Origin of the sequence: Cricetibacter osteomyelitidis (genome assembly GCF_004340985.1) — a bacterium.
In the GTDB taxonomy this organism is placed as follows: domain Bacteria; phylum Pseudomonadota; class Gammaproteobacteria; order Enterobacterales; family Pasteurellaceae; genus Cricetibacter; species Cricetibacter osteomyelitidis.
The window spans coordinates 1-15564 of sequence record NZ_SLYB01000021.1; the positions used below are offsets into that span (position 1 = coordinate 1).

At 40.4% G+C, this 15564-nt stretch carries 15 protein-coding genes and 2 tRNA genes; 7 read left to right on the forward strand and 10 right to left on the reverse strand.

Features of this window, described 5'->3' with window-relative positions; all coding sequences use genetic code 11:
• Window positions 1-330 precede the first annotated feature (330 nt).
• The 3 genes from EDC44_RS09315 to orn form a co-directional block, all read right to left on the reverse strand.
• Window positions 331-406, reverse strand: a tRNA-Gly gene (locus EDC44_RS09315).
• A 25-nt stretch (window positions 407-431) separates the two neighbouring features.
• A tRNA-Gly gene (locus tag EDC44_RS09320) sits at window positions 432-507 on the reverse strand.
• A gap of 108 nt (window positions 508-615) precedes the next feature.
• Window positions 616-1164, reverse strand: a complete 549-nt coding sequence (gene orn / locus EDC44_RS09325; RefSeq protein ID WP_131977871.1) for an oligoribonuclease — start codon at window positions 1162-1164, stop codon at window positions 616-618.
• Between the two features lie 75 nt (window positions 1165-1239).
• Between orn and rsgA the strand changes: the two genes are divergently transcribed.
• The 6 genes from rsgA to EDC44_RS09355 all read left to right on the forward strand — a co-directional run bounded on the left by rsgA (window position 1240) and on the right by EDC44_RS09355 (window position 7725).
• Complete coding sequence (rsgA, locus tag EDC44_RS09330) at window positions 1240-2289, forward strand: small ribosomal subunit biogenesis GTPase RsgA (protein WP_131977874.1); 1050 nt, start codon at window positions 1240-1242, stop codon at window positions 2287-2289.
• A gap of 253 nt (window positions 2290-2542) precedes the next feature.
• Window positions 2543-2800, forward strand: coding sequence for a phosphocarrier protein Hpr (gene ptsH / locus EDC44_RS09335; protein WP_131977877.1), 258 nt, complete (start codon window positions 2543-2545; stop codon window positions 2798-2800).
• Window positions 2801-2883: 83 nt separating this feature from the next.
• Window positions 2884-4611, forward strand: a complete 1728-nt coding sequence (gene ptsI, locus EDC44_RS09340) for a phosphoenolpyruvate-protein phosphotransferase PtsI (RefSeq protein WP_131977880.1) — start codon at window positions 2884-2886, stop codon at window positions 4609-4611.
• 59 nt (window positions 4612-4670) lie between these two features.
• Complete coding sequence (gene crr / locus EDC44_RS09345; protein ID WP_131977883.1) at window positions 4671-5171, forward strand: PTS glucose transporter subunit IIA; 501 nt, start codon at window positions 4671-4673, stop codon at window positions 5169-5171.
• Window positions 5172-5348: 177 nt separating this feature from the next.
• Window positions 5349-6872 carry a carbon starvation CstA family protein gene (locus EDC44_RS09350; protein ID WP_131977886.1) on the forward strand — a complete coding sequence of 508 codons (1524 nt, stop codon included), beginning with the start codon at window positions 5349-5351 and terminating at the stop codon, window positions 6870-6872.
• Window positions 6873-6936: 64 nt separating this feature from the next.
• Entirely contained in the window at window positions 6937-7725 is a 789-nt protein-coding gene (locus tag EDC44_RS09355; protein WP_131977889.1) for a Cof-type HAD-IIB family hydrolase, read from the forward strand.
• Between the two features lie 154 nt (window positions 7726-7879).
• Here the strand turns inward: EDC44_RS09355 and EDC44_RS09360 are convergent, their stop codons facing one another.
• From EDC44_RS09360 to EDC44_RS09380, 5 genes are all read right to left on the reverse strand, one after another.
• Window positions 7880-8131, reverse strand: coding sequence for a hypothetical protein (locus EDC44_RS09360; RefSeq protein ID WP_131977892.1), 252 nt, complete (start codon window positions 8129-8131; stop codon window positions 7880-7882).
• Window position 8132: 1 nt separating this feature from the next.
• On the reverse strand, window positions 8133-8519 hold the full coding sequence (locus tag EDC44_RS09365) for a hypothetical protein (protein WP_131977895.1): 387 nt from the start codon (window positions 8517-8519) through the stop codon (window positions 8133-8135).
• Between the two features lie 76 nt (window positions 8520-8595).
• Window positions 8596-9456 carry a PTS mannose transporter subunit IID gene (manZ, locus tag EDC44_RS09370; protein WP_131977898.1) on the reverse strand — a complete coding sequence of 287 codons (861 nt, stop codon included), beginning with the start codon at window positions 9454-9456 and terminating at the stop codon, window positions 8596-8598.
• Between the two features lie 11 nt (window positions 9457-9467).
• Complete coding sequence (locus tag EDC44_RS09375; RefSeq protein ID WP_131977901.1) at window positions 9468-10268, reverse strand: PTS mannose/fructose/sorbose transporter subunit IIC; 801 nt, start codon at window positions 10266-10268, stop codon at window positions 9468-9470.
• An 11-nt stretch (window positions 10269-10279) separates the two neighbouring features.
• A complete protein-coding gene (locus tag EDC44_RS09380) occupies window positions 10280-11257 on the reverse strand; it encodes a mannose/fructose/sorbose PTS transporter subunit IIA (protein ID WP_131977904.1) in 978 nt (325 codons plus the stop codon).
• 221 nt (window positions 11258-11478) lie between these two features.
• Between EDC44_RS09380 and EDC44_RS09385 the strand changes: the two genes are divergently transcribed.
• Window positions 11479-13323, forward strand: a complete 1845-nt coding sequence (locus EDC44_RS09385) for an ATP-binding protein (protein WP_131977907.1) — start codon at window positions 11479-11481, stop codon at window positions 13321-13323.
• Window positions 13324-13378: 55 nt separating this feature from the next.
• Here EDC44_RS09385 and galM read toward each other — a convergent pair whose 3' ends face one another.
• Both galM and galK read right to left on the reverse strand, forming a co-directional pair.
• On the reverse strand, window positions 13379-14404 hold the full coding sequence (gene galM, locus EDC44_RS09390; protein WP_131977910.1) for a galactose-1-epimerase: 1026 nt from the start codon (window positions 14402-14404) through the stop codon (window positions 13379-13381).
• A complete protein-coding gene (gene galK / locus EDC44_RS09395) occupies window positions 14398-15555 on the reverse strand; it encodes a galactokinase (protein ID WP_131977914.1) in 1158 nt (385 codons plus the stop codon). The genes galM and galK overlap by 7 nt, the downstream gene beginning before the upstream one ends.
• Between the last annotated feature and the right edge of the window lie 9 nt (window positions 15556-15564).

Here is a 15564-nt window from a genome sequence, read left to right on the forward strand (position 1 = left end):
ATAATTATGCTCGTCCACATCAATATCTTGATGGACTCACTCCGATTATTTAAAAACAACCTATCAGGGACTGAAAAATTTGTTGACCACTACACCAATTTATCTGATGAAAGCAGGGAGTTTTTAGAGAAAAACTATCTTCATATAAATAGATAATGATTAAAATAATTATTCATCATTAGGAACACAAGCTTGTTGTTAATTTCGCACTACTGGTATCTGCCGGCACTGATTATTTATACAAAAATGAAGTGGAATATGTTTCTTGTTTATAATTGTGATTACTATCAGCACAATCAATTTGTGCGTACAAAATTACGCCGTAAAATTTGGAGCGGGAAACGAGGTTCGAACTCGCGACCCCGACCTTGGCAAGGTCGTGCTCTACCAACTGAGCTATTCCCGCATAAGATTTGGTATGAAATTGAGATTGGAGCGGGAAACGAGGCTCGAACTCGCGACCCCGACCTTGGCAAGGTCGTGCTCTACCAACTGAGCTATTCCCGCGTCGCACTTGTTTTTAATTAAGTGCGGTGAATTATACGAAAATTTTTCCATTGTGCAAGCCCAAATTACAAAAAAATGTTGGCTTGAGGAAATATTCAACAATTCCAATTAACTTAAATCAATAAAATGCTTACGATAATATGCCAATTCCGCAATGGATTCGCGAATATCGTCTAAGGCTAAATGGGTGTTTTTCTTTTGGAAACCTTTCAATACATCCGGCTTCCAGCGGGCGGCTAATTCTTTCAACGTACTTACGTCCAAATAACGATAATGGAAATAATCCGCTAATTCCGGCATATATTTGAATAAAAAGCGTTTATCTTGTGCTACGCTGTTGCCGCAGATTGGTGATGCCCCTTTCGGCACCCATTTTTTCAGAAAATCAATGGTTTGCAGTTCGGCCGCCCGCTCGGTGAGCTTGCTGTCTTTAACCCGTTGAACTAAGCCGTTGGCGGTATGGGTTTTCACGCACCACTCGCTCATTTTGCTTAGTAATTCATCGGATTGTTTCACGGCAATCACAGGACCTTCCGCCAAAATATTCAGATCTTTGTCCGTTACGATGGTAGCGATTTCCATAATCCGCTCTTTTTCCGGATCTAACCCCGTCATTTCTAAATCTATCCAGATTAAATTTTGTTTATCCTGTTGCATAATGGTATCCTTACAAAATTATTTGTTAGAATTCTACACGAAAATCCACCGCACTTTAAGCGAATATAAAGTTATATGAGTAAACAAAAATTAACGCAAAACCAAAAACGTCGTATTCAACATAATCAAGCCAAAGTGATTTCCCGTCATCAACGTAAGTCTAAAAAAGATTTTGATTGGGATGATGCTTTATTGGGCGATTCGCAAGAAGGTTTGGTGGTGACGCGTTATTCCGTACACGCCGATGTGGAAGCGGAAAACGGCGAGATTTTTCGCTGTAATATTCGCCGCACGCTCACCAGTTTGGTTGTGGGAGATCGGGTTATTTGGCGGCAAGGCAGTGAAAAACTACAGGGTATCAGTGGTGTAATTGAAGGCGTTCATCCCCGTCAAAATGAGTTAAGTCGTCCGGATTATTATGACGGGCTAAAAGTTATAGCGGCTAATATTGATCGCATTGTTATCGTATCATCAGTACTGCCGACATTTTCTCTGAACATCATTGATCGTTATTTGGTGATTTGCGAAACCGCTCATATTCCTGCTGTCATCGTATTAAACAAAGTAGATTTATTAGATGAAGAAACTTATCAACAGGCAAAAGATCAACTTAAAATTTATCAGGATCTGGATTATCAAACTATGATGATTTCGGCAAAGAGCGGTGAAAATATGGAAAAATTGACCGCACTTTTATCCCAAGGCACTTCCATTTTCGTAGGACAATCAGGGGTGGGTAAATCCAGCTTGGTGAATCACATTCTTCCCGATGTAAACACTCAAACCGGAGCAATTAGCGAAATATCAGGCTTAGGTCAACATACCACCACGGCTTCCCGTTTATACCATTTGCCACAAGGGGGCAATTTAATCGACTCACCCGGGATTCGTGAATTTGGCTTATGGCATTTGGAGCAAGATCAAATTACTAACGGTTATCGGGAATTTCAGTATTTTCTCGGTACTTGTAAATTCCGTGATTGCAAGCACTTAACGGATCCCGGTTGTGCGTTGCAGCAAGCTGTTGTCGACGGCAAAATCAATCCTATACGTTTTGAGAATTATCACCGTTTAATTGCCAGTTTAAGCGAAACTAAATCTCAACGGCATTTTGTCGCAGATTAATCTCGGAATGTTAAACAAAAGGTTAATAAACGGCTATTATTTGAGCAATAAAAACATTTTTTTGTGAACTAGCTCAAGTTTTTCTATATTATGACTTGATTATTTGACGGTAATATTGATACTAGGCAAATGATTTATTTTAATTAACAAAATAAATATAAAATGATTAAACGATATAAGGGCTTTATGCTAGAATGATGCGCCCTTAATATCACACTTATTTTTTTATTAAACTTGCTAGAGGAAAACATCTATGTATTCAAAAGACGTTGAAATTACAGCACCTAACGGTTTACACACTCGCCCGGCTGCACAATTCGTGAAAGAAGCTAAAGCATTTGCTTCAGATGTCACTGTGACGTCCGGCGGTAAAAGTGCAAGTGCAAAAAGTTTGTTCAAACTACAAACTTTAGGTTTAACCCAAGGCACAGTAATCACCATCTCTGCTGAAGGTGAAGATGAAGAAAAAGCCGTTGAACATTTGGTTGCACTAATTCCGACTTTAGAATAATCGCAACGTTCATTGTAACCATAGTCTTTTGATTATGGTTACTTTTTATACTCGTTTTATTAATTACTAAAAAAGGTTACATTATGATTTCAGGAATCTTAGCTTCACCAGGTATTGTTTTTGGGAAAGCCCTTGTGCTTAAAGAAGAAAAGATTGTGCTTGACACAACAAAAATTGACGATGATCAAGTGGAATCTGAAGTTGCTCGCTTTTATGAAGGCCGCAATGCAGCAGTTGAACAATTAACCGCCATTAAAGAGCGTGCCCGTCAAACTTTAGGTGAAGAAAAAGAAGCCATTTTTGAAGGCCACTTGATGATTTTGGAAGACGAAGAATTAGAAGAAGAAATTATTGATTATCTTCGTTCACACAAAGTTAATGCCGGTGTTGCCGCAAGCAAAATCATTGATCAACAAGTGGCAATGCTTTCTGAAATTGATGATGAATACTTAAAAGAACGTGCCGGTGATATTCGTGATATCGGTAATCGCTTAGTCAAAAATATCTTAGGAATGCATATTGTAGATCTTGGCGAAATCAATGAAGAAGTGATTTTGGTAGCTTATGATTTGACTCCGTCCGAAACCGCACAATTAAATCTGGATAAAGTATTAGGTTTTATTACCGATATCGGTGGTAGAACATCTCATACTTCGATTATGGCTCGCTCTTTAGAGTTACCTGCTATTGTAGGCACTAACAATGTCACCGAAGTCGTGAAATCCGGTGATTATTTGATTTTAGATGCGGTCAATAATGCAGTTTATGTCAATCCGACCCAGCAAGAAATCGAACGTCTTAAAGCATTGGAAGTAAAATTAGCCGAAGAAAAAGCCGAATTAGCCAAGCTGAAAGATCTTCCGGCGATCACTTTAGACGGTCACAAAGTTGAAGTTGTCGGCAATATCGGTACGATTCGTGATGTTGACGGCGTACTGCGTAACGGCGGCGAAGGTGTCGGTTTATATCGCACCGAATTTTTATTTATGGATCGCGACCAGCTTCCTTCCGAAGAAGAGCAATTTATTGCCTATAAAGAAGTGGTTGAAGCCATGAGCGATCGTATTGTGATTTTGCGCACCATGGATATTGGCGGTGACAAAGAATTGCCATATTTGAATTTACCGAAAGAAATGAACCCGTTCTTAGGATGGCGTGCTATTCGTATCGCATTAGATCGTCGTGAAATTTTAAATGCTCAATTAAGAGCGGTTTTACGTGCATCCGCGTTTGGTAAATTAGCCGTGATGTTTCCAATGATTATCTCTGTGGAAGAAATTCGCGAATTAAAATCCGTTATTGCAACATTAAAACAAGAATTACGTGATGAAGGTAAAGCATTTGATGAAAATATTCAAATCGGTGTAATGGTGGAAACACCGTCAGCCGCAGTCAATGCTAAATTCTTAGCTAAAGAAGTGGATTTCTTCAGTATCGGTACTAACGATTTAACTCAATATACCCTTGCGGTTGACCGCGGTAACGAAATGATTTCTCATTTATATAATCCGATGAGTCCGTCAGTGTTAGGCTTAATCAAGCAAGTTATCGATGCTTCTCACGCAGAAGGCAAATGGACCGGAATGTGCGGTGAGTTAGCCGGTGATGAAAAAGCCACCGTATTACTACTCGGCATGGGCTTAGATGAATTCAGTATGAGTGCAATTTCCGTGCCACGCATCAAAAAATTGATTCGTAATGTAAATTTTGCCGATGTGAAAGCCTTAGCGGATAAAGCACTACAACTGCCGACTGCTGCGGAAATCGAACAATTAGTTGCTGATTTTTTAACTGAAAAAACATTAAACTAGATACAAAACATAATTTTTGCGTTAAAATGCGTACAAATTATTACTTGTAGGAGATTAAAATGGGTTTATTTGACAAATTATTTGGTTCTAAAGAAAGCAAATCAGTGGAAGTCGAAATCTACGCACCGCTTTCAGGTGAAATCGTTAACATCGAAGATGTACCGGATGTGGTTTTCTCTGAAAAAATCGTGGGTGATGGTGTCGCAATTCGTCCTAACGGCAACAAAATCGTTGCCCCTGTTGATGGTGTTATTGGTAAAATCTTTGAAACCAACCATGCGTTTTCAATGGAATCTAAAGACGGCATTGAATTATTCGTTCACTTCGGTATTGATACGGTTGAATTAAAAGGTGAAGGCTTCACCCGCATCGCTCAAGAAGGTCAAAGCGTAAAACGCGGCGATACTATTATTGAGTTTGATTTGGCATTATTAGAGCAAAAAGCAAAATCAATATTAACGCCGATTGTAATCTCTAATATGGATGAAATCAGCAACCTTGAGAAAAAAGCAGGTGAAGTGGTTGCCGGAGAATCCGTAGTTTTAGTGTTAAAAAAATAATCAACAAAATTCAAATAAGACGAAAAAGCAGATTCTTATGATTCTGCTTTTTTTATTTCAATAAAAAAATGTGCTCTACATCACATTTTCGATTAAATCTTTTTACGGTTTGTTTACATAAAATACTAACCTGCTAAAATAGCACGGATTTTTTATTAATCTTTGAGGTATTTCTTTATGTTGTGGTTCTTAATCTGCGTAGGTCTCCTACTTGCAGGATATTTTATCTACGGCTCTTTTGTAGAAAAAGTTTTCCAAATTAATCCTAAACGTCAAACCCCTGCTCATACCAATAATGACGGCGTTGACTATGTGCCAATGTCTAAAAAGAAAATTTGGCTTATTCAATTGTTAAACATTGCCGGTACCGGTCCGATTTTTGGTCCGATTCTCGGCGCATTATACGGTCCGGTTGCAATGCTTTGGATTGTATTCGGCTGTATTTTTGCCGGTGCAGTACATGACTATTTTAGCGGTATGCTGAGTATTCGTAATAACGGTGCCAATATTCCTTATTTAAGCGGTAAATATCTTGGTAAACCGGCAAAACATGCGATGAATATTTTTGCCATTATCTTATTACTTCTTGTTGGTGTGGTATTCGTTGCAAGCCCTGCATCATTATTAACCAACATTACTGCAGATGTAATGAGTTCCGGTACTGTCGGTGCTGCGGCTGTTAATGATGAAGCCGGTGCATCTCGTGCGGATATTTTAGTTATCTGGACTGCAATCATTTTCATTTATTATATTTTGGCAACATTAGTGCCAATTGATAAAATCATCGGTCGAATCTACCCTATTTTCGGTGGCTTATTACTATTTATGACTTGCGGTATGTTATTCGGTTTATTCTTTGAAGGTATTCCGTTATTCCGTACAATCAGCGAACATTTGGGTCGTGATATCGAATTAGGTGATTTCTTCGTTAATATGCACGGTAGTCAGCCGATTTGGCCGATGTTGTTTATTACCATTGCTTGCGGTGCTATTTCCGGTTTCCACGCAACACAAAGCCCATTGATGGCACGTTGTACCGAAAACGAAAAAGAAGGTCGCTTCATTTTTTACGGTGCAATGATTGGTGAAGGTGTTATTGCATTAATCTGGTGTATGGTTGGTTTAAGTTTCTATGAAAGTCCTGAAGCAATCAACGAAGCCATTAAAATCGGTACACCGGCAAAAGTGGTATATGATTCTGCAATCGGTATGCTTGGTATCTTCGGTGGTATCTTAGCGGTATTAGGTGTGGTTATTTTACCTATCACTTCCGGTGACACCGCATTCCGCGCAGCACGTTTACTGATTGCCGAATATATTGGATTTGATCAACGTAAAATTGCAAAACGTTTAATGATTGCAATTCCATTATTTGCAGTAGGTTTTATCGTATCAAAAGTTGATTTCCAAATCTTATGGCGTTATTTCGGTTGGGCGAACCAAACAACCGCAATGGTGATGTTATGGACTGCAGCGGCATACTTATACCGTCACCAAAAATTCCACTGGTTATGTACCATTCCGGCAATTTTTATGACCATGGTATGTACAACTTACATTGCCTACGCCCCTATCGGATTGGCTTTATCCTATGATGTGGCAGTTTGGGTTGCCGTCGGTGCAGCCGCTCTGATTACAGTTGCTTTCTTCGCTTTATTAAAACCTTTCGATAAAGCCTTGGAAGCTGAAATGAACGATTAGTCGTTCAGCATGACAAAAAGGAAAGTGCGGTGCACTTTCCTTTAATTTTTTTAAGGATCTTGTTATGTCACAATATAAAGCGGTTTTTAGCGATATTGACGGCACTCTGCTGAATGACACACATAAAATTACCCCTAAAACAGCCCAAAGCATTAAACGCATCGTACAACACGGGATTCCCTTTATTCCCGTATCTGCCCGCCCGCCAAAAGCAATTACGCCTTATACCGGGCAATTAGAAACCGATAATGCCATTATCTGTTACAGCGGTGCGTTGATTTTAGATAAAAATCTGACCGCACTTTACAGTATTGAAATCGACGAAACAAGTTTTCAAACCTTAGAAAAAATTTTGCAAAATTACACCGCACTTTCCATTAATTATTACGCGGGTCTTGATTGGTTTGCCAATGATACGGAAAATTATTGGGTGAAACAGGAACATGATATTACCGGTGTCATTTGTCAACCAAAACCGCCACATCTGACTCACGTACATAAAATCCTAGTAATGGCGGAGCCTGAACAGATTTTACAGGTTGAACCTATCCTTAAAGCAGAACTCTCCCACTTGTCCATTCATCGCTCCAAACCGACTTATTTGGAAATTATGAATAAACAAGCCACTAAAGCCAAAGCCATTCAATTTATGGAACGACATCTTAACGTTACTGCTGATGAAGTGATTGCATTCGGTGATAACTATAATGACTTAGATATGTTACAGTATGCCGGTTTGAGTGTTGCCATGGCAAACTCACCTGATGATGTTAAAGCGGTTGCAAAAGAAGTAACGGCTTCAAATAACGAAGATGGTATTGCGTTGGTACTGAATCGGATTTTTGCTGAATAGCATAAAAGTGCGGTCAGTTTTTCAAAAATTTATTAGGGTGAACAGAGTAAAAACAAACCAAAAGTTTACTTTATTCCAAACTAAATGGCTAAATATAAACAAGCGGGAATAAGGATAAAAATCAATAAGTAACCGATTACACATAGAATAAGTGTTACTTTTTCACCTTAATCTCTAATTGATAGCTCACTTCAATATTTTTACATTCTTCAAGTAGTGGTATTTTTCCGCGTTGACGTAAGCTAACAGTTGCAGTAGATTCAGTAATATTGGTCAATCGGAAATCACCGCGTTGCGGGCAATTAGCGATTCGCTTGTCGTATGGAATATCAGCCCAAATGGCAATCACATTAAAATCATTGTCAGTAATGATTTTATCTAATTCCATCTCTTGCCCGGGCTCCATTTTATTCTATCTCCGATTTCATTAAAATTGGCTCGACATAAGCCCGAAGTGCCATAATTTCATTTTTCGCTTTATCGGAAAGCACTTTGTTATCTTGCAAAATCTGTTGCGAGCGTAAATCAATAAAATACAAATAATCTAAATTTTGCGTTTCTTCATACATTTTTTTTGCATAATACATTTCGGCAAAATCTTTGTTGATTTGATTCAACATCATCTTTTGTCCGAACATCACGATTAAAATCAATACTAACGCAATCATTGCACCGTATTTGTAATCAAAAGAATACAATAACCCGGCAATAATAAATAATCCGTAAGTTAATCTGGAACTGTTTTTCAGATAATTTTCACTCGGTGGAGATTTAAGAAGTTCGTTTAATTTCATATTGCTTATAGGGCGGACACTTGTTGCCTACCAATAAAATAAAAATGGTGGGCAAGCTGCCCACCCTGCGGTTTTATTACGCTAAAATACCTAACCGGTAGCCTAAGATACCAACACCGAATAAGGCAAAAATAATATACATGGCATTGACTTTTTTCTGTAACAGCTTCATACAGAAGAAAGTGAGCAACAATGCCAATAAACCCGGCAACAAGTCATTTAACACGCTTTGTACGGTTGTGACAACTTCCACCCCTTGAGCATTAATGTAACGGGAAAGCTCAAACGGTACGTTAATACTCGTCCATTTCGCCACCAGCGAGCCCATGATAAAGAGACCGAGAATAGAAGCGCCTTGTGTTAATTTTTGTAAGCGACCGCCGCCCATATCGTTCACGATTTCAGTCCCTTTATTATAACCGTATTGGAAGCCATACCAACGAGTTAAGGCACGAATAATATTGATACCGATAAAGAATAATAACGGACCAAGTAATAAGGCAAATAAACCGGCACCCGGTGTTTTACCCGCGGCAACTGCCAGACCACCGCCAAGTGCGGCTAATACCGGACGTACCGTCCCCCAGAAAATCGGGTCGCCCACACCGGCAAGTGGTCCCATAAGACCGACTTTCACGCCGCTGATTGCCGCATCGTCAATATCTGTGGCACCGTTGGCTCGTTCTTGTTCCATTGCGGCTGTTACACCCATAATGGCAGAACCTACCCAAGGTTGAGTGTTAAAGAACTCAAGGTGACGTTTTAACGCTGCCGCTTGATCTTCTTTGTTACTGTATAAACGTTTGATGGTTGGGATCATAGACACGCAGAACCCCATAGATTGCATACGTTCAAAGTTGAATGAACCGAGCAACATTGTTGAACGCCAGTAAGTGCTGCGAATATCAGCTGCTGTTAATTGTTTTTTCTCTGACATAATCGTATTCCTTATAAACCTTCTAATTCGTTATCTTTTAATGCACGTTTAGACACACCACCGACAGGCAGTTGAGCTTGATTGAAACGCGGGTTTAATTGAATGTAAAGCACCGCCAAACAAGTACCTAAAATACCTAAACCAACCAAGTTGTAGTTTGAAAATACCGCGATGACAAAACCTAAGAAGAAGAACGGCATTAACGCACCGGCACGCATCATATTGATCACCATCGCATAACCAACGACCACGATGAATCCACCGGCAATTTGTAAACCGCGAGTGACCACCTCAGGAATTGCATCTAAGGCATCTGTTACCGTACCTGTACTGGCGACCAAAGCAACCACTAAAGCGGGCACGGCAACACGCAAGCCTTGTAAAGCAAGACCCGCAAAGTGACACATTTCAATACCACGGAAGTTTGCCTGTTCTGCAAAACCATCTGCTTTATGCTGCAAAAAGATTGTGATTGTACGCACAAAAATGGTTAATACTTGACCAGCCACGGCGACTGACACCGCAATTGCAATACCTGTATCAACGGATTGACCGCCTTCAATAACTAAGATTGCAGAAATAACACTGGCTAATGCCGCATCCGGTGCCATTGCAGCCCCCACGTTCATCCAACCTAACGCTAATAATTCAAGTGTACCGCCCAGCAATACACCTGTTTGTAAATCGCCCAATATGATACCGATCATCGTACAAGCAAATAACGGACGGTGGGTTTGACGTTCGTCAAGCACGCTCCCCATACCACAGATCGCGGCAACCAGTACCACTAAAATGAGTTCCATTGTTGACATAAAAAGACTCCTTAGAATTGAAGTGAATTAAGTTTATTGGCCGTTAATTGAACTTTCGGGCTGGATGCCACTTGTTGTAAGCTCAGATCAACGCCGAGATCTAATAATTTTTTGAATGCTGCCACATTGCTTTGATTCACCGTCACCGCTTGAGAAAGTTGTTTATTACCTTCTTTATGCGTCATACCGCCTACATTCACTGTATTAATGCGTAAACCACCGTCAATCAAACGAACCACATCTTCCGGTTTTGTGACCAACATCAACACTTTACGGCTGGCATATTTAGGATTGTTATACACCTTAATGGCTTTATCGACGCTAATCACATAAGATTTCAAATGAACCGGTGCAATTTGTAGCAAGAGCTCTTTACGCAATTCGTCTTTTGCAACCTCATCACTAATAGCAAAAATTGCATCACATTTTACCGCTTTCGCCCAAGATGTTGCCACTTGCCCATGAATTAAACGATCATCAATACGTAATAATGCGATCTCCATACGACCATTCGGATCATATTGACCTTCGTCTTCATCCTCTTCCGCTTCAGTTTCCACAACTGGTGCAGGAACAACTGCTTTCGGCACTTCATCATTCGGTGCACGATAAGATTTTACGCTCATTCCCGCCACTTCTTTCGCCGTTGCGGCAAGTTCTGCAATATCACCGTTATCTTTACCGTCTAACATTTCCAATAAAATTGGTAGGTTTACACCAGTGATAATTTCATCTTGCGGACGATTTGCTGCAACACGCACTGCAGCGTTATACGGGCTACCGCCGAACATATCAACCAAGAAAAGTACGGCATCACCAGCAGCGAAATTGGCGATAATCGCATTGTATTTAACGACTAAATCATCCTGACCTTCACCGGGTAAAAACGTCACAACGTACGTATCTTCCGCTTCGCCAAAGACCATTTCCGCAGTTTTTACAAGTTCTTGGGAAAACTTCCCGTGAGTTGCTACGATTAAATGAATCATTAAGGACTCCTTAAGTTATTTTCATAAAACTAAAACGTTTCAGCAAATACTTACACCATTATTTCAAAGCGATGCAAACGTTTGCATATAAAACTTTCGCAATAGTAGCACTGCTCAAATTACAGTCAATCAGATTTTATTAAAAAATAGATTTAGATCACATTTTGTAAAAATTTTTGCTAAGATAACCGCACTTTATCGATTGAATGAGCAAAATAAATATGCAAAATATACGGAAATTTGCACAACGTTATGTGGACTGGGTGATTAAGCTCGGTCGTTTTAAATTCACGCTACTCGGATTCGCCGTTCTTGCCGTATTCGCTCTTGGCGTACAACTGATTTTAAGCTATTTTTTTATTGATGAAACCTACTGGCAAGACTTGATCCGCTCCATTATTTTCGGTTTAATTTCCGCACCGTTTTTTATTTATTTTTTCAACTTGTTGGTGGAAAAACTGGAACGCTCCCGTCAACAGCTGGCTCGTTATAACCAAGAACTCAACAATAAAGTTTATCAACTCAATCAGGCAAAAAATCAAATTGAACAGGCCAGCCGTAATAAAACCGAATTAATGGCAACAATCAGCCATGAGCTTCGCACTCCGCTCAATGGTATTGTGGGATTAAGCCGCATTTTATTGGACGGCAATCTGACCGAAGAACAACGGAATTATTTACAAACCATTAATGTAAGTGCGGTCAGTTTGGGGCATATTTTCAATGATATTATCGATCTGGAAAAATTAGATTCGCGCCGTATCGACATCATTGCCAAAGACACGGACTTTACGGCTTGGCTTAATGATATTAATAATTTTGCCACCATCATGACCGCACAAAAAAAATTAAAATTTATTATTCAATACGGTGATAATTTACCCCATTGGGCAAATTTCGATGGTGTACGATTGAGCCAAATTTTATGGAATTTAATTAGTAATGCGGTGAAATTCACTGAAAAAGGTGAAATTATCTTAAAAATTGACCGCACTTCCGAAGATCAACTGCAATTTTCACTGACCGATAGCGGCATTGGTATCCCGCAAGAAGAGCTGGGAAAAATTTTCGCAATGTACTATCAAGTGCAAGCCAATAAACGGGCGGGAACAACCGGCAGCGGGATAGGATTATCCATTTCCAAACGTATCGCTAAACTGATGGGCGGTGATCTCAGCGTAGAAAGCCAAGTGGGTATCGGTTCAACCTTTAGGTTACAAATAAAAATCAATGAAGCTTCCCCGCCTTCGGCTTATGCCATCTCCAACGTGCATTTATCCTTGCATATTTTATTAGTTGAAGACTTGGAAATTAATGTGATCGTGGCAAAATCATTACTTGAAAAATTAGGTTATCAGGTTGATGTGGCAAATAACGGTGAGCAGGCATTACAAAAATTTGAGCAAAATCAATATGATCTAATTCTCTTGGATATTCTTTTACCGGATATGAGCGGTTTTGATATTGCTCGGCGATTACGTCAAAATTATGAAGACGGCATTTATGATTATTTACCGCCGCTGGTGGCACTCACCGCAAACGTATTGAACAGCAAAACAGAATATCAACAAAAAGGAATGGATGATGTATTGGCCAAACCGCTTTCGGTGGAAGCCTTAAATGCCTGCCTGTTAGAATTTTTTGCTGATGAAATCAATATGAATACAAATACATCGCCGGAAAATCCTAAAAGTGCGGTGCAAAATAGCGAAATTTTTGATGTGCCAATGTTGCTGGAACTCAAAGAAATGCTGGGATTAACATTCTTACAAGATAATCTGGCATTGTTTAAACAAACCATGCCGAATTATATTCAGGATCTGAATCAAAGTTACAAGCGTTATTTGGCAAGTGAAGAAACCGCCAAAACGGTTGCGCAACATGCACATAAAATCAAGGGAGCGGCGGCGGCCGTGGGATTAAAACATCTGCAACAAATCGCCCAACAGGCTCAAACGGAAACGGATCCGCAATGGCAGACACAAATTGCCCGCTGGATCGATGTTCTCACAAAGGAATGGCTGACGGATGTTGAAGCCTTGGAAAATTGGTTAAAAATTTCATAAAAAAACAACCGCACTTTAACGTAAATAAGGACGAAATTTCGTCCTTGTTGTATTACTACGCGAAAGCAAACTTTGTCCATTGTCGATAGGTTTCGCCTGCTTTGACTATACCGCCATATTGAAACCATTCGGGATGATTAGGTGTATCCGGCAGAGCTTGTGTTTCTAAGGCGATGCCGCTGTAATCTTGATATTCGCCGCCTTGTCGAGTGGGCGTTTTGCCGACAAAATTGCCACTATACACCTGCAATGCCGCTTGTGATGTGCTCACTGTCAGTGTCAAACTGCTATCAGGTGCGGTCAGAATTGCGGCGGTTTTTTGCGGTTCATTAAGCAGGAAAGCATGATCGTAACCTTTAGTAATTTGCTGATCGCCTTGCAAAAAATCTTTTCCGATGGTTTTGCCCGCGCGAAAATCAAAGCTGGTATTTTGCACGGATTTTAGCGGTGCATTAGGAATACCCTCACTATCCACCGGTAAATAATAGTCCGCCTCCAGTTGCAATTGATGCTCCCGCACATTTGTGCCGGCTTCTGCATTTTGCAGATTAAAATAAGCATGATTGGTAAGATTCAACGGTGTATCCTGATCGCTTACCGCTTCAAATTCGGCAATTACCGCATTGTCATCCGTTAAACGATAAGTGGCTTTCGCTTGCACATTGCCGGGAAACCCCTGATCACCGTCAGCAGAAAATAAGCTGAAAATCACAAAATTTTCACCGCACTTTTCAATTTCCCAGCGGCGTTTATCAAAGCCGTCCGGCCCGCCGTGTAACTGATGTTTGCCTTGATTTGCCGTTAATGAACAGGTTTTACCGTTTAAACTAAATTTGCTATTGGCAATGCGATTGGCATAACGCCCGATAGTCGCGCCTAAAAATGCTTGCTGCGTGACAAAATCCTCAATTTTGCAACCAAGCAATACTTCTCTTTTTCGTTCAGCCCCCGATATAGGTAATTTACAGGAAATCCAAGTGGCTCCCCAATCCATAAAACGCACGCTCATACCTTGTGCATTGCGTAATACCGCAATGTTAAAAGGTTGGCCGTCCGGTGCGATTCCCATTTGTGTCAGCATACTCTCACCCCTTGTGAAGCAGTACAAACATAAAAATCTTCTTTTAAACCCGTTTGTTTTTGGTAATTATCTGCGATAATTTTGCGTACCGCCTCTACTTTTTCCGTTGGTGCAATCGCAACGATACAACCGCCAAAACCGCCGCCGGTCATTCTCGCACCACCACTGTTGCCGATTGCTACTTGAGCCAATTCCACTAAATAATCAATTTCCGGCACGGTGATTTCAAAATCATCCCGCATAGAATCATGAGACTGCCCCATTAATTCGCCCAAGCGTGTTAAATCGCCCTGTTGCAAAGCTTGCACCGCATCCAGCACGCGTTGATTTTCGGTAACTATATGTCGGGCCCGTTTTGCCACATTCGCATCAAGTGCGGTCAATTCCGCTTCTTTTTCTTTAAATTGCGCAATAGACACATCACGAAGCGCTTTGACACCAAAAAATTTCGCCGCACGTTCGCACTGTTCGCGACGGGTGTTATATTCACCGTTCACTAAATCATGTTTCACGTGAGAATTGACGATCATCACCGCCATATCATGGGGCACAGGTGTTGGAACGGTTTCTAAAGAACGGCAATCGATCATTATCAAATGATCTTGCTGACCTAAAGCGGAAATCAGTTGATCCATATTGCCGCAATTCGCTCCGACAAATTGATTTTCTGCCTTTTGTCCGATTAAAGCAATCTCCGTGTGAGAAAGTGGTAAATTGCTCAGTTGCTGACAGAATTTTCCCACTGCCACTTCAAGGGATGCCGATGAACTTAATCCGGCAGAAAGCGGCACATTACCGGCGATTACGAAATCTGCACCGTTCTTAAATTGCGGGCAACATTCTTGAATAAATTTCACTACACCACGCACATAACCCGTCCATTTTTTTTCCGGATTACGAGTGATTTCCTGTGCTAAATCAAATTCATCAGATTGTTTTAAGTCTGCCGCATACACTTTAAATTTGCTGTCCAAACGCGGTTTACCGGCAATCGCCGTACCGTAGTTAATAGCACAAGGCATCACAAAGCCGTCGTTGTAGTCCGTATGTTCCCCGATAATATTTACACGACCCGGAGCATAAACGATAAGTGATGGTGTGCCGTTATAAATTTCCTGAAACAGGCTTTTTGCTTTATTTATAGGTGTCATATTTTTTCC